This window comes from Pseudomonas sp. NBB (assembly GCF_032701105.1).
Classification (GTDB): domain Bacteria; phylum Pseudomonadota; class Gammaproteobacteria; order Pseudomonadales; family Pseudomonadaceae; genus Aquipseudomonas; species Aquipseudomonas asiatica.
The window spans coordinates 4,111,125-4,130,937 of sequence record NZ_CP103994.1 but is presented as its reverse complement, the minus strand read 5'-3'; the positions used below and the strand labels follow the sequence as shown (position 1 = coordinate 4,130,937).

The window sequence follows — 19,813 nt, the reverse complement described above, 5'->3', positions numbered from 1 at the left end:
CCTGCCGCGACCGTGCCGATGCGGTCGGGTGATGATTCAATCTGGGCGCTTCAAGACAACTGTTGAACTGCCTTGTTTCTTTCCATGCCCCGCCGCCGACAGCTTCATCAGCCGCTGGAATTTCGGGCATTCCAGATGATCTTCCTCAGGGCACTGCGCCGCATGCCGCAGGCCCTTGCTCATCGCCTGCAAGCGCCTGATTCGTGCGTCCAGTTCGTCGGCCTTGGAGATCAGCATCTGCCGGTCGACCTGCAGGTCCACCAGCATCGCCCCCACTTCATCCAGCGAAAACCCCGCAGCCTGGCCGAGGGCGATCAGCGCCAGCCGGTCTGCAACATCGGCTGCGAACTGCCGCCGCTGGCCAGGCCCGGCGAGTGACTTGAGCAGGCCTTTCTTCTCGTAGTAGCGCAGCGTCGAGGCGGGTACGCCTGTGCGCTTGGCGACGTCGGCAATGTCCATTTCGGGCCCTTGACTTGAAGTTGACTTCAACTTCTATGCTGCGCGGCATGGTGATGACCGTCAATCTTGGAGGGCTTGTTCAATGACCCTTACTGCGATGTTTTCCGCTGCCTTGCCGATTGGTATCGGTGCCACGATGGTGATGGACTTGTGGGGGCTGCTGCTTAGGCGGATGGGTGTTGCCACGCTGAACTTCGCCATGGTCGGGCGTTGGGCGGGGCATTTGCTGCACGGGCGTGTGCGGCACCAGGCGATTGCCAAGGCGGAACCGGTGCGGCATGAGCTGGCGTTGGGGTGGGGGATTCATTACGCCATCGGCGTGCTGTTCGCGATGCTGCTGGTCGTGATCGTGGGGGAGGGCTGGTTGCTGGCACCTACATTGTTGCCCGCGCTGGTTGTTGGTGTGGTGACGGTCGTGGCGCCTTTGTGCTTCATGCAGCCGGCGATGGGCGCGGGGTTCTTTGCGTCGAGGACGCCGACGCCTGTGCGCAATTGCCTGAAGAGCCTGGCCACGCATTTTGTGTTTGGCGTGGGGATGTTCTTGAGTGCGGGTTTGGTTGCGGCTGTGTGAGAGCGACATTCCTCAAGACGAGCAATCGGTAGCAGGAATGCGATCTGCTTTCAGGATGCTTCCTACAACGGTCAGGGCAATTTCCCGCTTTTTCTGTAGGAGGTGTCGAAATATCCTACGCACTCCGTCGACTCCCGTCTGATTGTCCCGGGAATCACCGCCCACTAGGCTTTTGCGGTCGCTGTCGGTTCAGCGATCGGGTGTGGAAGCCTGGGCAGTACACGGGACGGTTGTCATTTATGGCGGCTGTGCGCGGGAGGTATTCGTACCTGCCGGGTCTACCGTGTACCTGGTCTTCCACCCCGCGTACAGTTGCCACCCTAATGCGTGGAAGCGGAAGGGGACAACACAGCCAACACGGAGCTGTCATGAAAAAACTGGTCCCCGATCCACCCCACGTTTTCGAGCTTCCCCAAGGTAAATCCCTTTCCCGCGCGATCAGCGAAGGCATCGTGCCGATGGAGTTCGCGTTGATGAATGTCACCCACTATCTGATGTTTGCCTATAGCGACAGCCGGCGGGCGCTGGAGCGTATCCAGGACGAGGAGACGCGGCAGTTGCTGGAGCACGGGTTGCGGGCCATGCAGATTGCCTGGGGGCAGGCGGATGCTGTGGCACTGGCAGTTGAGCGTAGAAGCCAGTGAAGTCGGCCTTGGAGTAAGTAGAGATAGCAGGGATATCAATTAACCCTGTGGGAGCGGGTTTACCCGCGAAGAACGCGACACGATGGATGGCACCGGCTTTGCCGGTGTTCGCGGGTGAACCCGCTCCCACAGCGGGCGTGCAATTTTCGGGCGGGTTTGTCTTTCATCAGGTATGCGTGGCTCAGGGGCGAGCCACAGACATGGGTTCTTGGTTGCCCGTCCCCCCATACCGCTGCACAATCCGCTCGATCTCCCCCGACTGCTTCATTCGCACCAGCGCCCGCAGCAGCCCTTGGGTCGGTATCGACGGGTCATTGCGTACCATGCATCCCAGGTCCTGTTCTTCCAGTACTGCCAGCGCCTGCAATTGCTGTTCGGTGGGCAGGCCCTGGTTGAACCACTGCAACGACAGCTGGTTGCTTACCGCATGCCGATAGCGCCCGGCTTGCAGCTTCTGCAGTACCAGCAACTGGCTGCGGCTGTCCTCGCGGTGCAGGCGACCCTGGGCGAGCAGCGGTTGCAAGGTCGAATAGGTGTAGCCAAGCACCGTACCAATGACCTGGGCAGTCAATTGCTCCGGGGGCAGCGGAGTACTATTGCCAGCGCGTCCTACCAGCAGGTCTCGCTGGTGCAGCAGTGGAATGCTCCAGACAAAATCCCCTGGCCGGTCATTGAACCACTGGGTGCTGACATAGCAGCGCACATCGATATCACCGCTGTTCATCGCCTCCTGCAGACGCAGGCGGGCCATGACGTGGTATTCAGGGCGGATGCCCACTTCCTTGGCCAAGGCCTGCATCAGGTCGTACAGCATGCCTTCCACCGGCTGGTCGCCTTCGATGCGTACCAGCGGCATGCTCCAGCTCTCGGCGACAGAAAAACGCACCAGGGGCTGTTCAGCCTGGTTGTAGGTGCTCCACAGCAGCAACAGGGCCAGCAGTCTTCGCAAAGGCGATCCTCCCTGGATGGCGCGCCAGTTTCAAAGCTTAGACGACTTGCGCAGGGTGCAATTTTGCCCCCGCTCCGCTAGCATTAGCGATCTTCCGCTCGATCAGGCTGCGATGGTTTTTCGATGAGTTATCAGGTTCTTGCACGTAAATGGCGTCCGCGCTCGTTCCGCGAAATGGTCGGCCAGACCCATGTGCTCAAGGCCTTGATCAATGCCTTGGACAACCAGCGCCTGCACCATGCCTATCTGTTCACTGGTACCCGGGGTGTGGGCAAGACGACCATTGCCCGTATCATCGCCAAGTGCCTGAACTGCGAAACCGGCATCACCTCAACGCCCTGCGGTACCTGTTCGGTGTGCCGGGAGATTGACGAAGGCCGTTTCGTCGACCTGATCGAGATCGACGCCGCCAGCCGCACCAAGGTCGAGGACACGCGCGAACTGCTCGATAACGTGCAGTACGCCCCGAGTCGTGGGCGCTTCAAGGTCTACCTGATCGACGAAGTGCACATGCTCTCGACTCACTCGTTCAACGCCTTGCTCAAGACGCTGGAAGAGCCACCGCCCTACGTCAAGTTCATCCTCGCCACCACTGACCCGCAGAAACTGCCGGCCACCATCCTGTCGCGCTGTCTGCAGTTCTCGCTGAAGAACATGAGCCCGGAGCGGGTGGTCGAGCACCTCAGCCATGTTCTGGCCGCCGAGAACGTGCCGTTCGAGCCGGATGCCCTGTGGCTGCTGGGGCGCGCGGCCGATGGCTCGATGCGCGACGCCATGAGCCTGACCGACCAGGCCATCGCCTTTGGCGAAGGCAAGGTACTGGCCGCCGATGTGCGGGCCATGCTCGGCAGCCTTGATCATGGCCAAGTCTACGGGGTGCTGCAGGCGTTGCTCGAAGGCGATGCCCGGGCCTTGCTCGAGGCCGTGCGCAACCTGGCCGAGCAGGGCCCGGACTGGGCTGGCGTGCTGGCCGAGATGCTCAATGTGCTGCACCGCGTGGCCATTGCCCAGGCGCTGCCGGAAGCGGTGGACAACGGCCAGGGCGACCGTGAGCGGGTGCTGGCGCTGGCCTCGGCATTGCCAGCCGAGGACGTGCAGTTCTATTACCAGATGGGCCTGATAGGCCGCCGTGACCTGCCACTTGCGCCGGACCCGCGCGGCGGCTTCGAAATGGTCCTGCTGCGCATGCTCGCGTTCCGCCCCGCCGACACCGACGACGCGCCGAAGCCGGTACTAAAGCCAGTGGGGATCAGCCAGGCCACAGCTGATCCTGCAACACCGGTGGCAGCGCCGGCGGTTGCCGTGGCGCCGCCGGCCGCTGCTGTCGTGGCGCCGGTTGCACCGGTTGCCGAGCAACAAGTGCAGGCGCCCGCACCGGTCGAACCAGCGCCACAGCCGGTTGTCGAGCCTGTGGTGGCAGCTGAGCCTGCCCCGGTCAGTGAACCTGAGCCAGCACCAGAACCCGTGGCAGAGGTGGTTGACCTGCCATGGGAAGAGCCCGCGCCAACGCCCGCACCGGTAGTGGCCGAGCCTGCGCCGGCTCCTGCACCGGCCGCTGTGCCCACGCCGGCACCTGCCGCCCCGGCACACGACGACGAGCCACCCTTCGACCCGTCCGCCTATGCCGCCGTGGGCATGGACCGCGACGATGAACCGCCACTGGACGAAGACTATTACGGCGGCGAAAGCGACCCGGTCGGCTTCAGCTACCTGGACGAACTGGCCGAACACGTCCAGGAAGAAGCACCCAAGCCGGCAGCCGTACCGCTGCCCGCAGCCAAGCCGGCTACCGGCCTGGCCCTGCAATGGCTGGAATTATTCCCACAGTTGCCTGTATCCGGGATGACAGGCAACATCGCGGCAAACTGTACGTTGATTGCCGTCGATGGCGACGACTGGCTGCTGCACCTGGACCCTGGCCAGGGTGCGCTGTTCAACGCGACCCAGCAACGGCGCCTTAACGAAGCGCTCAACCAGCACCTGGGGCGCACGCTGAACCTGCGCATCGAGCTGATCCTGCCCGAGCAGGAAACCCCGGCCCAGGCAGCGGCGCGCAAACGCGCCGAGCGCCAGCAGGACGCGGTCACCTCGATCGAGCAGGATCCGTTGATCCAGCAGATGATCAAGTTGTTCGGCGCCAAGGTGCGGCAGGATACTATTGAGCCTGTAGAAGCCCTGGTTAATCAGGGCCAGTAACGGATAACCATGCGGCCGGCCCGGTGCCGGGCCGCATCACATGACCCAATCGAGGTATACCCCCATGATGAAAGGTGGCATGGCCGGCCTGATGAAGCAGGCCCAGCAGATGCAGGAAAAGATGCAGAAGATGCAGGAAGAGCTGGCCAACGCCGAAGTCACCGGCCAGTCCGGTGGTGGCCTGGTGAGCGTGGTGATGACCGGTCGTCACGACGTCAAGCGTGTCAGCATCGACCAGAGCCTGATGTCGACTGATGAAGACGACAAGGAAGTGCTGGAAGACCTGATTGCCGCGGCACTGAACGACGCTGTGCGCAAGGTCGAGCAGAACAGCCAGGACAAGATGGGCAGCATGACCGCCGGCATGCAGCTGCCGCCGGGCTTCAAGATGCCGTTCTAAGGGCATTTGCGTTACCGAAAACCGCCGCTGATACCAGCGGCGGTTTTTTTTACAGAGATTTCAACCCAGGCGCGGTCTGTTTTTTTGTGGGAGCGGCCTTGTGTCGCGAAAGGGCTGCGCAGCAGCCCCGGCAATTCACGCTGCGAAGCTGAAATCGCGCGGCCGCTTCGCGCCCCTTTCGCGACACAAGGCCGCTCCCACAGAAAACAGACCGCGCAGGTCGCATGGCTGATTTGACGCCACTGCCCCTGCTGGGTATAAACCGCCTCTTATTGATTTGTCAGGCCTTTCCCATGAGCTTCAGCCCACTCATCCGCCAACTGATCGATGCCCTGCGTATTCTCCCGGGTGTCGGCCAGAAAACCGCCCAGCGCATGGCCCTGCAACTGCTCGAGCGTGACCGTAGCGGTGGCCTGCGCCTGGCACAGGCCTTGACCCAGGCCATGGAAGGGGTTGGGCATTGCCGTCAGTGCCGTACCCTGACCGAGCAGGAGCTGTGCCCGCAATGCGCCGACACGCGCCGTGACGATACCCAGTTGTGTGTGGTCGAAGGGCCGACCGATGTGTATGCAGTGGAGCAGACCGGCTACCGTGGCCGCTACTTCGTGCTCAAGGGCCACTTGTCGCCGCTGGACGGGCTGGGGCCCGAGGCGATCGGGATTCCGCAGCTGATGGCGCGGATCGAGGAGCAGGGCACCTTCACCGAGGTGATCCTGGCGACCAACCCGACGGTGGAAGGGGAGGCGACGGCGCATTACATTGCCCAGTTGCTGAGCGAGAAGGGCCTGGTGGCGTCGCGGATTGCCCATGGTGTACCGCTGGGCGGCGAGCTTGAGCTGGTGGATGGTGGGACCTTGGCCCATGCTTTTGCGGGGCGTCGGCCGATTTCGCTCTGATTCAGAATTGTTGGGGCCGCTTTGCAGCCCCAAAACCCAACTCAGTACTCGCTAAGAGAAAACTCGGTCAGGCAGAAAGTCGGTACCCCGGCCGTCTGCAGCCGGCGCGACCCGTCCAGCTCCGGCAGATCGATGATCGCTGCCGCCTCGAACACCTGCGCACCGGTCCGGCGCACCAGGTTGGCCGCTGCCAGCAGCGTACCGCCCGTAGCAATCAAGTCATCGAAGATCAACACCGAATCCCCTTCGCACAGGCTGTCGGCGTGCACTTCCAGGAAGGCTTCGCCGTACTCGGTCTGGTAACCCTCGCTCAGCACATCAGCCGGCAGCTTGCCCTGCTTGCGGAACAGGATCAGCGGCTTGTTCAGTTGGTGTGCGATGATCGAGCCGATCAGGAAGCCCCGGGCATCCATGGCACCGATGTGGCTGAACTCGGCTTCGACATAGCGTTCGATGAACTGGTCGGCCACATAGCGCAGCCCGCGCGGCGACTGGAACAGCGGGGTGATATCGCGGAAGATCACACCCGGTTTGGGGAAGTCCACTACCGGGCGGATCAGGGCTTTGAGGTCGAAGGCGTCGCTGTGCATTGTTGCGGGTATCCTGGGAAACGAATGCCCAAGTATACCCGCTAAACGCCGGCCTCAGGCCTCCATTGCTCCGCCGGCCAGCGCGCACAGCTGGATCGGGTCGAGAATGTGCACTTCCTTGCCTTCGGCGCGGATCAGGCCATTCTGCTGGAAGCGGGTGAACACCCGCGACACGGTTTCCACCGCCAGGCCCAAGTAGTTGCCGATTTCGTTGCGCGACATGCTCAGGCGGAACTGGTTGGCCGAATAGCCGCGGGCGCGGAAGCGTGCCGACAGGTTGACCAGGAAGGTGGCAATACGCTCGTCAGCGGTCTTTTTCGACAGCAGCAGCATCATCTGCTGGTCGTCGCGGATTTCCCGGCTCATTACCCGCATCAGTTGGCGGCGTAGCTGCGGTAGCTGCACCGACAGCTCGTCGAGACGTTCGAACGGGATTTCGCACACCGAGGTAGTTTCCTGGGCCTGGGCCGACACCGGGTAGGCTTCGGTGTCCATGCCCGACAGGCCGACCAGCTCGCTGGGCAGGTGGAAGCCGGTGATCTGCTCTTCGCCGCTGTCGCTGAGGCTGAAGGTTTTCAGCGCGCCGGAACGTACCGCGTAGACCGAGCCGAAATTGTCGCCCTGGCGGAACAGGAACTCGCCTTTTTTCAACGGCCGCCCACGTTTGACGATTTCATCCAGTGCATCCATGTCTTCCAGGTTGAGCGACAGAGGCAGGCACAGGGGGGCCAGGCTGCAGTCCTTGCAATGGGCCTGGTTGTGTGGGCGCAGTTTGACTGGCTCGGACATTTTCATTCGATCCTTGTGGGAAAGCACACATAAGACGTAAGGGTAACTCACGGCATAGGTTGTAGGCCAGCGTGCGCTGTTGTGGTGCGAGCTGGCCCGGCCCCGGCGGGTGTGCGCCGGGGCCTTCGCTGTGCCCATGGTGTGCCTGGCAAGGAACTTTGTCCATGCGGTTGAACGACTCGGTTCAGATCACCCGCGAGAAGCGCTGGCGGTTGTGCATCGCCAGGTAAGCGTCGAACACCATGCATACCGAGCGCGCCAGCAGGCGGCCGGCCGGCAGGATGCGGATGCCTTTGTCGTCCAGGCGGATCAGGCCGTCGCGCTGCAAGGTCAGCAGTTCTGGCCAGAGGTCGTTGAAGTAGCCGCGAAAATCAATGGTGAATGCCTGTTCGATCGGCTCGAAATCGAGCTCGAAATGGCAGATCAGTTGCTGGATCACTGCACGGCGGATACGGTCGTCGTGGTTGCACAGCAGGCCGCGCTGGGTGGCCAGTTGGACGTTGGACAGGCTGTCCTGGTAGGTGTTGAGGTCGCTGCTGTTCTGGCAGTACAGGTCGCCGATCTGGCTGATGGCCGACACGCCCAGGCCGATCAGGTCGCAGTGCCCATGGGTGGTGTAGCCCTGGAAGTTGCGCTGCAGGGTGCCTTCCTCCTGGGCGATGGCGAGCTCGTCGTCGGGCAGGGCGAAGTGGTCCATGCCGATGTAGCGGTAGCCGGCTGCGGTCAGCTGGTCGATGGTGGCGTGCAGCATCTCCAGCTTAGCGGCCGCGCTGGGCAGGTCATTGCTGTCGATGCGCCGTTGCGGCATGAAGCGCTCGGGCAGGTGGGCGTAGTTGAACACCGACAGGCGGTCGGGTTGCAGGCGGATCACTTCTTCGACAGTGCGGGCAAAGCCTTCCGGGGTTTGCTTGGGCAGGCCGTAGATCAGGTCGAGGTTGATCGAGCGGAACTGCAGGGTGCGCGCGGCTTCGATCAGGGTGCGGGTCTGCTCCAGGCTCTGCAGGCGGTTGACCGCGCGCTGCACGGCTGGGTCGAGGTCCTGCACGCCCAGGCTGACGCGGTTGAAGCCCAGTTCGCGGAGCAGGCCCATGGTCGACCAGTCGGCTTCGCGCGGGTCGATCTCGATGCCGTAGTCGCCGGAGTCGTCGTCCAGCAGGTGGAAGTGCTGGCGCAGGGTGGCCATCAGCTGGCGCAGTTCCACATGGCTGAGGAAGGTTGGCGTGCCGCCGCCGAAGTGCAACTGCTCGACACGCTGCTTGGGATCGAGGTGGCAGGCGATCAGCTGGATTTCCTGCTCCAGGCGCTGCAGGTAGGGCGCAGCGCGGGCGCGGTCTTTGGTGATGACCTTGTTGCAGGCGCAGTAGTAGCAGATGTTGGCGCAGAACGGCACGTGCACGTACAGCGACAGCGGGCGCACGGCCCGACGGCTCTCGCGCAGGGCGTGGAGCAGGTCGAACGAGCCCACTTCGCTGTGCAGTTGCACGGCGGTCGGGTAGGAGGTGTAGCGTGGCCCGGCCAGGTCGTAGCGGCGGATCAGGTCGGTATCCCAACGTAGGTCGTCGAGCATGAGGGTGGTCCCCGGAAAGAGCAGCAGTGCCCCGGAGTCTATGGCTGTCTGCAGGAACCGGTGTTGATTTGTATCAAGGGCATAGGGGCTGCTATCAGCCGTTCGCAGGGCCCTGTGGGAGCGGGCATGCCCGAAAAGGGCCGCACGGCGGCCCCCATCAATGCCCCATCAACCAATGCTGATGCGGCCCGGGCAGGGTCCATACCCCAAACAGCATCACCAGCACCCCGCCAGCCACCCGCACACTGCGCCGTTTCAACAACCGGTTTACTCGCTCAGCCGCCAGTCCCGTGGCCAGTAGCACCGGCCAGGTTCCCACGCCGAACGCCAGCATCAGCGCCGCGCTGTACCCGGCATTGCCCTGGCTGGCCGCCCACAGCAAGGTGCTGTACACCAACCCGCATGGCAACCATCCCCACAAGGCCCCCAGCAGCAACGCCCGGGGCATGCTGGATACCGGTAGCAAGCGCGACGCCACTGGCTGAATATGCCGCCACAGTCCCCGGCCCAGCGCCTCGATGCGGGTCAGCCCGCTCCACCAGCCGGCCAGGTACAGCCCCATGGCGATCAACAGCAGCGCCGCCACCACCCGCAGTGCCAGCGCCGCCGGGCTGCTGGCCACGGCCCAGCCGGCCAGGCCCAGCAGCAGGCCGGCACAGGCATAACTGAGAATGCGGCCAAGGTTGTACGCGAGCAGCAGGCGCATGCGCCGACCACGTTGTTCAGGCGGGATGGCAAGGGTCAGCGCGCCCATCAGGCCGCCGCACATGCCCAGGCAGTGGCCGCCGCCGAGCAAACCGAGGATCAACGCCGAGCCCAGCAGGGGCAGCAGGTCAGGCACGGGGCGGGTTTTCCTTGTCGGTGTCGGCCTTGCTGTCGTCAGGCTTCACCGCCGCCTGATGGCGCGGGTCCTGGTCGTCGAACAGGATGCTGTGGGCAGGGCTTTCCAGGTCGTCGTACTGGCCGCTGTCCACCGCCCAGAAGAAGATGTACACGGCCACGCCGACCAGCAGCAGGGCCGCGGGAATCATGACATAGAGGGCGGGCATGGCGTCTTCCTCCCAGGCAGGGGCGCTTCGGTCGATGGCAAACCCGATGCCGGGGGCTGGCGGGTCAGGCGCAGGGCATTGAGCACCACGATCAGCGAACTGACCGACATGCCGATGGCTGCCCATACCGGGGTGATCCAGCCGAGCGCGGCGAACGGCAACATCAGGCCATTATACAGGGTCGCCCACAGCAGGTTCTCGAGGATGTTGCGGCGGGTGCGGCGGGCCAGCTCGAAGGCCTGTACCAGCGCCTGCAGGCGGTTGGACAGCAGCACGGCGTCGGCGCTGGTCTTGGCCAGGTCGGTGGCGCTGCCCATGGCGATGCTGATGTCCGCGGCGGCCAGTACCGGCACGTCGTTGACCCCGTCACCCAGCATCAGCACCTTGCGCCCGGCCGCCTGCAGCGCCTTCAGCCGGTCCAGTTTGTCGTCCGGGCGCAGGCCGCCGATGGCCTGGTCGATGCCCAGCTGCGCGGCCACTTCGGCGACCATCGGCGAGCTGTCGCCCGACAGCAGCAGCGTGCGCCAGCCACGGGCCTTGCAGGCTGCTAGCAGGGCAGGGGCATCGTCGCGCAGGCGGTCGTCCAGGCCGAACCAGGCCAGTGGGCCCTGGCGGTCGCCCAGTAGCAGCCACTGGCCGCGCGGCTCTGGCACGCCAGGGATTTCCGCTCCGCTCAGGGCGCAGACGAAGGTGGCCTGGCCAATGCGCAGGCGCTGGCCGTCGACCAGCCCTTCCAGGCCCAGGCCCGGCACGGTCTGCACGTCGTCAGCAGGCGTGGCGGTGCGGCCGAAGGCACGGGCGATGGGGTGTTCGGAGCGGTTCTCCAGCGCTGCGGCCAGGGCCAGGCAGCGGTCGGCGGGCAGGCTGCCGAGCGGTCGAATGCTGCGCAAGGTCAGGCGGCCTTCGGTCAGCGTTCCGGTCTTGTCGAAAATCACCGTGTCGATCTGGTTCAGGCCTTCCAGCACATGGCCACGGGTCACCAGCAGGCCGAGCTTGTGCAACGTACCAGTGGCTGCGGTAAGCGCCGTTGGCGTGGCCAGGGACAGCGCGCAGGGGCAGGTCGCTACCAACATGGCCAGCACGATCCAGAACGCCCGCGTCGGGTCCAGGTGCCACCACCACAGGCCGATGGCCGCGGCGGCCAGCAGCGAGAACAGCAGGAACCACTGCGAGGCCCGGTCGGCGATTTCGGCCAGGCGGGGTTTTTCGGTCTGGGCGCGTTCCAGCAGGCGGACGATGGCCGACAACCGCGAGTCGTGGCCGAGGGCTTCGACTTCCACGTTCAGGGTGCTTTCGACGTTCAGGGTACCGCCCGTGACCCGCTCGCCGACCCGCCGTGGTTGCGGCAGGTATTCACCGGTCAGCAACGATTCATCGACGCTGGAGCGGCCTTCGACGATGCGCCCGTCGGCGGGGATTACCGCGCCTGGCAGCACCTGCACCGTGTCACCGCGCTGCAGTTCGCTGAGCAGGATGCGTTCGCTGCGGCCGACGGCGTCCAGGCGCAGGCACGAGGCCGGCAGCAGGTTGACCAGCTGCGCAGTGGCCGCTGCGGTGCGTTCGCGGGCGCGGCGCTCCAGGTAACGGCCAGTGAGCAGGAACAGCGCGAACATGCCCACGGTGTCGAAATACAGCTCGCCGCTGCCGGTGATGGCGGTCCAGATGCCGGCGCCAAAGGCCAGGCCAATGGCCAGCGACACCGAAACGTCCATGGTCAGGTGGCGGGTACGCAGGTCGCGTGCCGCGCCCTTGAAGAACGGTGCGCAGCTGTAGAACACGATGGGGATGGTGAGAAATAGCGCCACCCAGCGCAGGATGGTGTGCAGTTCGGGCGACAGGTCGATGTTGAATTCCGGCCAGGTGGCCATGGTTGCCATCATCGCCTGGAACCACAGCAGCCCGGCCACGCCCAGGCGGCGCAGGGCGCTGCGGTTCTCGCGGGCCAGTTGCTCGGCGGCCTGGTCGGGCTGATAGGGGTGGGCGGCGTAGCCGATCTGGCGCAGCTCGGCGAGCAGGCGCGAGAGCGGCAGTTGCTTGTCATCCCAGTTCAGCAGCAGGCGGTGGTTGGACAGGTTCAGACGCGCCTCGGCGACGCCGGGCAGGTTGCGCAGGTGCTTTTCGATCAGCCAGCCGCAGGCGGCGCAGCTGATGCCTTCGACCAGCAGGGTGGTCTCGGCCAGGTCGCCAGCATGGCGAACGAAGGTTTGCTGTAAGTCGCTGCGGTCATAGAGGGCGAGCTCGTCCTGCAGTTGTTTGGGCAGGGCCTCGGGGTTGGCACTGTTGTCGCTACGATGCTGGTAATAGTGCTCCAGGCCACCGGCGACGATCGACTCGGCCACCGCCTGGCAGCCGGGGCAGCAGAACTGCCGGGACTCACCGAGGACCACGGCGTTGAAGCGGCTGCCGGCAGGGACGGGCATTGCGCAGTGGTAGCAAGGGGTGGGCTGGGTCATCACATCATTGCCTTACACAAATCGGCTGGTTGGGCACAGCACCTGTGGGAGCGGGTTCACCCGCGAATGCGTCAGATCAGGCAATGATGTTTTCAGGTTAGACGCATTCGCGGGTAAACCTGCTCCTACAAGTACAAGGAGCGGCGGAGGTGCGATTATTGGTGCTCGGCACCTTGCAGTGCTTCATCACCCAGCTGCAAGGTCACACCATGCTCGACCTTTTCTTCCTCGAACAAGCGCCAAACCTGGCCACCTTCACTACCCAGCAGCTCAACGAAGCGCCGCCCGTCAACCTTGTCCTCCAGCTGCCCTACATAGCGCCCAGCCTCGACCCGGCTCAACAGCACCTTGCGGTCTTTCTCCGGCTGGGTTGGCGAGATCAGGTTCAGCTCCAGGCTCTGCGGGTCGCTGTTGCCGGTCAGGCGCACGTCCACTTCGCCGGTCAGCTCGTCCAGGTGCACGCCGGCCTTCAGGCCCAGCGTCTGCGCCAGCAGTTCTCGGTCCAGCGAGCGGTTGATGCCCTTGCCAGCCTCGTAGTAGTTGTCGTTCACCAGGTTGTCCGGGTTGTGCACGGCGATGCTGACCATGGTCAGGCTCAGGCACACCGAGGTGGCGAGAATGCCGATGATGATCCAGGGCCAGAGGTGCTTGTACCAGGGGCTGGCGGCGGTGGCAGGCATTGTGGGTTATCTCTCTTAGCGGATCTGTGGGCCGATGAAGCGGCTCTTGGCTTCAACCTGGGCGTCGCTGTCATCGGCGCTCTTGAGGATGAAGGTAATTTCGTTGGTGGTCGATGGCAGTTTCTCGGGCGCGATCGACAGCTGCACCGGCAGGCTGACGATATCACCAGCGTCCACGCGGATCTCGCGCTGGCCTTCAAGCTTCAGGTCCGGCAGGCCGGTGGCGTCCAGCACGTAGACGTGGTCACGCTGGTCCTTGTTCATCACCTTCAGGCTATACACGTTCTCGATCCGGCCCTGGGCGTTCTCGCGGTACAGCACGCGGTCCTTGCTGACGTCGAAACCGACCAGCGAACGGGTGGCGAAGGCGGTGGCCAGGCCGACCATCATCACCAGCAGTACCACGGCATAGCCGATCAGGCGCGGGCGCAGCATGTGGGTCTTCTGCCCGGACAGGTTGTGCTCGGTGGTGTAGCTGATCAGCCCCCTTGGGTAATTCATCTTGTCCATGATGTTGTCACAGGCATCGATGCACGCGGCGCAGCCGATGCACTCGATCTGCAGGCCGTCACGGATATCGATGCCGGTGGGGCAGACCTGCACGCACATGGTGCAGTCGATGCAGTCGCCCAGGCCCGCGGCCTTGTAGTCCAGGTCCTTTTTGCGCGGGCCGCGGGTTTCGCCACGACGCGGGTCGTAGGAAACGATCAGCGTGTCTTTGTCGAACATCACGCTCTGGAAGCGCGCGTAGGGGCACATGTACACACACACCTGCTCGCGCAGCCAGCCGGCGTTGCCGTAGGTGGCGAGGGTGAAGAAGCCGACCCAGAAGTAGGCCCAGCCGTCGGCCTGGCCGGTAAAGAATTCGATGGCCAGTTCACGGATCGGCGAGAAATAGCCGACGAAGGTCATGCCGGTGACGAAACCGATCAGCAGCCACAGGCTGTGCTTGGCGAACTTGCGCAGGAACTTGTTGCCGCTCATGGGGGCTTTGTCGAGCTTCATGCGCTGGTTGCGGTCGCCCTCGGTGACCTTCTCGCACCACATGAAAATCCATGTCCACACGCTTTGCGGGCAGGTGTAGCCGCACCATACCCGGCCGGCGAACACGGTGATGAAGAACAGGCCGAAGGCGGCCACGATGAGAATGCCCGAGAGCAATATGAAGTCTTGCGGCCAGATGGTGGCGCCGAAGATGTAGAACTTGCGTTCGGGCAGGTTCCACCACACGGCCTGGTGGCCGCCCCAGTTCAACCACACCGTGCCGAAGTACAGCAGGAACAGCACAGCCCCGCCGACCATGCGCAGGCGTCGGAACAGGCCGGTGAAAGCGCGGGTGTAGATCTTTTCCCGGGAGGCGTAGAGGTCGACGGAATCCTTCCCTTTGTTGGCAGGCGGGGTGACGTCATGTACCGGAATTTGCTTGCTCATCATCAAGTCCCACGGCAGTGGAGAAGTGCCGCAGCCAGTGCATGCCGGCCGCAGTCTCGCGCAATCTGCTAGCGCTCTGCGGCCCATGATACGCCGCTGATGGCAGTATGGGGCTGCACTGCGACCTTTAGTCGCGTTGGGTTCGTGGTATGAATCGTGTTATGGCAGGTGTCAATTGATCCAAGTCATGGGGCCTGCAACAAATGTGTTTTCAGTACCGGCCTCTTCGCGGGTGAACCCGCTCCCACAGGGATCGCACAGATCCTGACGCGAGCGCAGTACCTGTGGGAGCGGGTTTACCCGCGAAGAGGCCGGGCCTGCCTTACTCGGCCTTGGCCGGTTCGGCCTGCTGCGACAGGCTGTACACATAAGCCGCCAGCAAGTGCACCTTGTCATTCCCTTGCAGCTGCTCCTGGGCCGGCATCTGCCCCTGGCGACCGTAGCGGATGGTCTGTTGCAACTGGGCAAAGCTCGAGCCGTAGATGAACGCCTGCGGATGGGTCAGGTTCGGCGCGCCCATGGCTGGCGTGCCCTTGCCCTCGGGGCCGTGGCAGGCCACGCAGTTGGCGGCGAAGATCTTCTGCCCGTTCTCGGCATCGGCCTTCACGCCCTCTGGCAGGGTGCGGCCATCGAGCTTGCTGACCACGAACGCGGCCACATCGGCCACGCCCTGGTCACCGATCACCTCGGCCCAGGCCGGCATCACGCCGTGGCGACCGCCCATGATGGTGGTCTTGATGGTGTCTGGCTCGCCGCCCCAGCGCCAGTCGTTGTCGGTGAGGTTAGGGAAGCCGAAGGCACCCTTGGCGTCGGAACCGTGGCACACCGAGCAGTTGGAGGCGAACAGCCGCGCGCCCATCTTCAGGGCCTGCGGGTCCTTGGCCACCTCGGTGATGGGCATGGCGGCGAACTTGGCGAAGATCGGCCCGAAGCGGGCGTCGGCCTTGGCCATTTCCTTTTCCCACTCGTGCACGCCGGTCCAGCCCGGCTGGCCGTTGGAAAACTCGGTCTGCTTGTCGTTATCCAGGTATGAGTAGCCTGGCAGGACGCCTTTCCAGTTGCCCAGGCCCGGGTACAGCACCAGGTAGCCGAGGGCGAAGATGATGGTACCGACGAACAGCCAGAACCACCATTTCGGCAGTGGGTTGTCGTACTCCTCGATGCCATCGAAGGCATGCCCGACGGTTTCGTCGGTGACCTCTTCGCGCTGGCCCTTGCGGGTCGACAGCAGCAGCCAGGTCAACGAGAAGATGGTGCCCAGGGTCAGGACGGTAACGTACAGACTCCAGAAGGTTGTCATTGTTTTTTGCTCCCAGAAGCTTTTGCGTGCTCTTGCTCGACGTGGCGGCAGGCCTCGGGGTCATCCGCGAAGGGCAGTTGGGTCGCTTCGTCGAAGTCCTTCTTGCGCCGTGGGTTGAACACCCACAGCGCCAGGCCCACGAAGGCCACCATCACCACGACGGTGCCCAGGCCGCGAATCATCCCGATATCCATCAGCGTCACCGTTTGCTCTTGATGATGGTGCCAAGACCCTGCAGGTACGCGACGATGGCGTCCATTTCGGTCTTGCCCTTGACCGCGTCGCGGGCCCCGGCGATGTCAGCGTCGGTGTATGGCACGCCGAGGGTGCGCAGCACTTCCATCTTCTTCGCGGTGTCCTTGCCGTCGAGCTTGTGCTCGACCAGCCACGGGTACGACGGCATCTTCGATTCCGGTACCACGTTGCGCGGGTTGTACAGGTGCGCACGGTGCCAGTCATCGGAGTAGCGGCCACCGACCCGCGCCAGGTCCGGCCCGGTACGCTTGGAACCCCACAGGAACGGGTGGTCCCACACGCTCTCGCCGGCCACCGAGTAATGGCCGTAGCGCTCGGTTTCGGCACGGAACGGGCGGATCATCTGCGAGTGGCAGCCCACGCAGCCTTCGCGGATGTAGATATCGCGGCCTTCAAGCTCCAGCGCGGTGCGCGGCTTCATGCCTTCCACGGGTTTGTTGGTGACGTCCTGGAAAAACAGCGGGACGATCTGGGTCAGGCCACCGACGCTCACGGCGATGACCATGAAGAAGGCCAGCAGGCCTATGTTCTTCTCGACGGCTTCATGCTTCATCAGTGCGCTCCCACGACGACGATCTTGGCGGCTTCCTCAGCCTGTGCCGGGTTGGCGGCACGTACGGTACGGAACACGTTGTAGGCCATCAGCAGCATGCCGGTGGCGAAGAACGCACCGCCCAGGGCGCGGACGATATAGCCAGGGTGGCTGGCCTGCAGGGCTTCGACGAAGGAGTAGGTGAGGGTGCCGTCGTCGTTGATGGCGCGCCACATCAGGCCCTGGGTGATGCCGTTTACCCACATCGAGGCGATGTACAGCACGGTACCGATGGTGGCCAGCCAGAAGTGCGCGTTGATCAGGCCGACGCTGTGCATCTGCTCGCGGCCATACAGGCGCGGGATCATGTGGTACACGGCGCCGATCGAGATCATCGCCACCCAGCCGAGGGCGCCGGCGTGCACGTGGCCGATGGTCCAGTCGGTGTAGTGCGACAGCGAGTTCACGGTCTTGATGGCCATCATCGGGCCTTCGAAGGTGGACATGCCGTAGAACGCCAGCGACACCACCAGGAAGCGAAGGATCGGGTCGGTGCGCAGTTTGTGCCAGGCACCGGACAGGGTCATCATGCCGTTGATCATGCCGCCCCAGCTTGGCGCCAGCAGGATGATCGACATGACCATGCCCAGCGACTGTGCCCAGTCTGGCAGGGCGGTGTAGTGCAGGTGGTGCGGGCCAGCCCAGATGTACAGGGTGATCAGTGCCCAGAAGTGCACGATAGACAGGCGATACGAGTAGATCGGGCGTTCGGCCTGCTTGGGTACGAAGTAGTACATCATCCCCAGGAAGCCGGTGGTGAGGAAGAAGCCCACGGCGTTGTGGCCGTACCACCACTGGATCATCGCGTCGGTGGCGCCGGAGTAGGCCGAGTACGACTTGAACAGGCTTACCGGCAGCGAGATGTGGTTGACGATGTGCAGCATCGCGGTAACCACGATGAAGGCGCCGTAGAACCAGTTGCCGACATAGATATGCTTGGTCTTGCGCTTGACGATGGTGCCGAAGAACACCAACCCGTAGGTGACCCAGACGATGGCCAGCAGGATCGCCAGCGGCCACTCGAGCTCGGCGTACTCCTTGGTGGTGGTGTAGCCCATCGGCAGGGTGATCAGCGCCCCGACGATCACCGCCTGCCAACCCCAGAAGGTGAAGGCGGCCATGCTGTCGGAGATCAGCCGGGTCTGGCAGGTGCGCTGCACCACGTAGTAGCTGGTGCCGAACAGCGCACAGCCCCCGAAGGCGAAGATCACCAGGTTGGTGTGCAGCGGGCGCAGGCGGCCGAAGCTGGTCCAGGGCAGGTCCAGGTTCAGTTGCGGCCATACCAGCTGCGAGGCGATGAAGACGCCGAGGCCCATGCCAAGGATCCCCCAGACCACCGTCATGATGGCGAACTGGCGGACGACCTTATAGTTATAAGCAGTCGGACTGATTGCTGTGCTCATTGCTAAGGTTCCACGGTTTTGATGTTCTTGTTGGTCGAAAAATCGGCGCCAGTATTGAACCACCGGGGTTACCGCAACGCAACTTTGGTACGCCGACCCGTGCCCGAGCCCGTTCACTGATGTCCCGCAGCGATCGGGTCTGGACGATTGTACACAAATAAATATTTGTAATGTGTACCGTTTTTCGCCTTTTTCTGATCGATCGGTCAAGCTTTTTATCGGGACGGCGACAGGCTACGCGCCGCGTCTGCTTCGGTCCTTTCGGAGCGAGGCCCACTGAGGCAACAAGCTTAGTTGTGTTCGGAGGGGGTGCAAGGAGGGGTAGAGCGGGGAGAGGGGCTGCTTTGCAGCCCTTCGCGGGCTTGCCCGCTCCCACAGGTTCACCACAATGCTTGAAATCTGTGGTTAACCTGTGGGAGCGGGCGAGTCGGGACGCCGAACCGCCGCGAATGGGTGTTACTTGGCAGTCAGGTCTGGCGAAGCTTGATCCTGCGACAGGCTATACACATACGCCGCCAGCAGGTGCACCTTGTCGTTGCCCTGGATCTCCGCCTGCGCCGGCATCTGACCCTGGCGACCATAGCGAATGGTCTGCTGCAGCTGGGCAAAGCTCGAACCGTAGATGAACGCCTGCGGGTGAGTCAGGTCTGGTGCGCCCATGGCCGGGGTGCCTTTGCCTTCAGGTCCGTGGCAGGCCACGCAGTTGCCGGCAAAGATCTCCTTGCCCTTGGCGGCGTCAGCCTTGACCCCTTCCGGCAGGCTGCGGCCATCGAGGTTGGTGAGCACGAACGCGGCCACATCCGCCACGCCCTGCTCGCCGATCACTTCGGCCCAGGCCGGCATCACGCCGTGACGACCGTTCATGATCGACGCCTTGATGGTTTCCGCTTCGCCGCCCCAGCGCCAGTCTTTGTCGGTGAGGTTGGGGAAACCATAGGCACCCTTGGCATCCGAGCCATGGCAAACCGAGCAGTTGGAGGCGAACAGGCGGCTGCCCATCTTCAGTGCCTGCGGGTCCTTGGCCACTTCTTCCACGGGCATGGCGGCGTACTTGGCAAAGATCGGGCCGAATCTTGCGTCAGCCTTCTCCATCTCCTTCTGCCATTCGTTGGCGCCAGTCCAGCCATTTTCATAGCCCGGCAGGATGCCCTTCCAGTTGCCCAGGCCCGGATAGAGGATCAGGTAGCCGACCGAGAACACCAGGGTGCCGACGAACAGCCAGAACCACCACTTGGGCAGCGGGTTGTCGTATTCCTCGATGCCGTCGAAGCTGTGGCCCATGGTCTGGTCGGTGGTGTTGTTGCTCTGGCCCTTGCGGGTGGCGAGCAGCAGCCAGGTCAGGCCAATCAGGCTACCGATGGTCAGTACGCAGATGTACGTACTCCAGAAGGTGGTCATTGCCCGTTACTCCTTTTTGCAGCAGGTTCCTGTCCGGCAGAGGGCAGGCGGTCGTCGACGAAGGGCAGCAGGCGCGCTTCGGCGAAATCACGGTCGCGGCGGCGGTTGAATACCCACAGGGTGAGGCCGATGAAGGCGATCATCACCACCAGGGTGCCCAGGCCGCGGATCATGCCGATGTCCATTCCCAT

At 63.6% G+C, this 19,813-nt stretch carries 21 protein-coding genes; 5 read left to right on the top strand and 16 right to left on the bottom strand.

Annotation, left to right across the window (positions count from 1 at the left end):
* Positions 1-36: 36 nt before the first annotated feature.
* Positions 37-459 carry a helix-turn-helix domain-containing protein gene (locus NY023_RS19220; protein WP_013973510.1) on the bottom strand — a complete coding sequence of 141 codons (423 nt, stop codon included), beginning with the start codon at positions 457-459 and terminating at the stop codon, positions 37-39.
* Between the two features lie 82 nt (positions 460-541).
* Between NY023_RS19220 and NY023_RS19215 the strand changes: the two genes are divergently transcribed.
* Both NY023_RS19215 and NY023_RS19210 read left to right on the top strand, forming a co-directional pair.
* A complete protein-coding gene (locus NY023_RS19215) occupies positions 542-1,030 on the top strand; it encodes a DUF2938 domain-containing protein (protein WP_024087435.1) in 489 nt (162 codons plus the stop codon).
* A gap of 368 nt (positions 1,031-1,398) precedes the next feature.
* Entirely contained in the window at positions 1,399-1,674 is a 276-nt protein-coding gene (locus tag NY023_RS19210) for a hypothetical protein (RefSeq protein ID WP_013973508.1), read from the top strand.
* A 181-nt stretch (positions 1,675-1,855) separates the two neighbouring features.
* On the opposite strand, the gene NY023_RS19205 is transcribed toward NY023_RS19210, so the two are convergent.
* Positions 1,856-2,623: a substrate-binding periplasmic protein gene (locus tag NY023_RS19205; protein WP_013973507.1), complete on the bottom strand. Its 768-nt coding sequence runs from the start codon at positions 2,621-2,623 to the stop codon at positions 1,856-1,858.
* 123 nt (positions 2,624-2,746) lie between these two features.
* Here NY023_RS19205 and dnaX point away from each other — a divergent pair, with 123 nt between their 5' ends.
* The 3 genes from dnaX to recR all read left to right on the top strand — a co-directional run bounded on the left by dnaX (position 2,747) and on the right by recR (position 6,115).
* Positions 2,747-4,819 (top strand): DNA polymerase III subunit gamma/tau, encoded by a 2,073-nt coding sequence (dnaX, locus tag NY023_RS19200; protein ID WP_013973506.1) that lies wholly within the window; start codon positions 2,747-2,749, stop codon positions 4,817-4,819.
* 64 nt (positions 4,820-4,883) lie between these two features.
* Positions 4,884-5,219, top strand: coding sequence for a YbaB/EbfC family nucleoid-associated protein (locus tag NY023_RS19195; RefSeq protein ID WP_003259671.1), 336 nt, complete (start codon positions 4,884-4,886; stop codon positions 5,217-5,219).
* Between the two features lie 293 nt (positions 5,220-5,512).
* The gene (gene recR / locus NY023_RS19190; RefSeq protein ID WP_003259670.1) at positions 5,513-6,115 is read left to right on the top strand and encodes a recombination mediator RecR; all 603 of its coding nucleotides are present in this window, start codon (positions 5,513-5,515) and stop codon (positions 6,113-6,115) included.
* A gap of 41 nt (positions 6,116-6,156) precedes the next feature.
* Here recR and NY023_RS19185 read toward each other — a convergent pair whose 3' ends face one another.
* The 14 genes from NY023_RS19185 to NY023_RS19120 form a co-directional block, all read right to left on the bottom strand.
* Positions 6,157-6,705 carry an adenine phosphoribosyltransferase gene (locus NY023_RS19185; protein WP_013973505.1) on the bottom strand — a complete coding sequence of 183 codons (549 nt, stop codon included), beginning with the start codon at positions 6,703-6,705 and terminating at the stop codon, positions 6,157-6,159.
* A gap of 54 nt (positions 6,706-6,759) precedes the next feature.
* Positions 6,760-7,494 carry a Crp/Fnr family transcriptional regulator FnrA gene (gene fnrA / locus NY023_RS19180; protein ID WP_015271145.1) on the bottom strand — a complete coding sequence of 245 codons (735 nt, stop codon included), beginning with the start codon at positions 7,492-7,494 and terminating at the stop codon, positions 6,760-6,762.
* Positions 7,495-7,678: 184 nt separating this feature from the next.
* A complete protein-coding gene (gene hemN / locus NY023_RS19175; RefSeq protein WP_013973503.1) occupies positions 7,679-9,061 on the bottom strand; it encodes an oxygen-independent coproporphyrinogen III oxidase in 1,383 nt (460 codons plus the stop codon).
* 157 nt (positions 9,062-9,218) lie between these two features.
* Positions 9,219-9,902: a sulfite exporter TauE/SafE family protein gene (locus NY023_RS19170; RefSeq protein ID WP_013973502.1), complete on the bottom strand. Its 684-nt coding sequence runs from the start codon at positions 9,900-9,902 to the stop codon at positions 9,219-9,221.
* A complete protein-coding gene (ccoS, locus tag NY023_RS19165; RefSeq protein WP_013973501.1) occupies positions 9,895-10,110 on the bottom strand; it encodes a cbb3-type cytochrome oxidase assembly protein CcoS in 216 nt (71 codons plus the stop codon). Before ccoS ends, NY023_RS19170 begins: the two co-directional genes overlap by 8 nt.
* Positions 10,089-12,563, bottom strand: a complete 2,475-nt coding sequence (locus tag NY023_RS19160; RefSeq protein ID WP_024087433.1) for a heavy metal translocating P-type ATPase — start codon at positions 12,561-12,563, stop codon at positions 10,089-10,091. The genes ccoS and NY023_RS19160 overlap by 22 nt, the downstream gene beginning before the upstream one ends.
* 155 nt (positions 12,564-12,718) lie before the next feature.
* Positions 12,719-13,243, bottom strand: coding sequence for a FixH family protein (locus tag NY023_RS19155; RefSeq protein WP_003259657.1), 525 nt, complete (start codon positions 13,241-13,243; stop codon positions 12,719-12,721).
* Between the two features lie 15 nt (positions 13,244-13,258).
* The gene (gene ccoG, locus NY023_RS19150; RefSeq protein WP_015271140.1) at positions 13,259-14,674 is read right to left on the bottom strand and encodes a cytochrome c oxidase accessory protein CcoG; all 1,416 of its coding nucleotides are present in this window, start codon (positions 14,672-14,674) and stop codon (positions 13,259-13,261) included.
* Positions 14,675-14,996: 322 nt separating this feature from the next.
* Positions 14,997-15,974 (bottom strand): cytochrome-c oxidase, cbb3-type subunit III, encoded by a 978-nt coding sequence (gene ccoP / locus NY023_RS19145; RefSeq protein WP_013973498.1) that lies wholly within the window; start codon positions 15,972-15,974, stop codon positions 14,997-14,999.
* Positions 15,971-16,168 carry a CcoQ/FixQ family Cbb3-type cytochrome c oxidase assembly chaperone gene (locus NY023_RS19140; RefSeq protein ID WP_015271138.1) on the bottom strand — a complete coding sequence of 66 codons (198 nt, stop codon included), beginning with the start codon at positions 16,166-16,168 and terminating at the stop codon, positions 15,971-15,973. The genes ccoP (NY023_RS19145) and NY023_RS19140 overlap by 4 nt, the downstream gene beginning before the upstream one ends.
* Before the next feature lie 5 nt (positions 16,169-16,173).
* Positions 16,174-16,782, bottom strand: a complete 609-nt coding sequence (gene ccoO / locus NY023_RS19135) for a cytochrome-c oxidase, cbb3-type subunit II (protein ID WP_013973496.1) — start codon at positions 16,780-16,782, stop codon at positions 16,174-16,176.
* The gene (gene ccoN / locus NY023_RS19130) at positions 16,782-18,224 is read right to left on the bottom strand and encodes a cytochrome-c oxidase, cbb3-type subunit I (RefSeq protein WP_015271137.1); all 1,443 of its coding nucleotides are present in this window, start codon (positions 18,222-18,224) and stop codon (positions 16,782-16,784) included. The genes ccoO and ccoN overlap by 1 nt, the downstream gene beginning before the upstream one ends.
* Before the next feature lie 456 nt (positions 18,225-18,680).
* The gene (gene ccoP, locus NY023_RS19125) at positions 18,681-19,622 is read right to left on the bottom strand and encodes a cytochrome-c oxidase, cbb3-type subunit III (RefSeq protein WP_013973494.1); all 942 of its coding nucleotides are present in this window, start codon (positions 19,620-19,622) and stop codon (positions 18,681-18,683) included.
* The gene (locus NY023_RS19120) at positions 19,619-19,813 is read right to left on the bottom strand and encodes a cbb3-type cytochrome oxidase subunit 3 (RefSeq protein ID WP_023661030.1); all 195 of its coding nucleotides are present in this window, start codon (positions 19,811-19,813) and stop codon (positions 19,619-19,621) included. The genes ccoP (NY023_RS19125) and NY023_RS19120 overlap by 4 nt, the downstream gene beginning before the upstream one ends.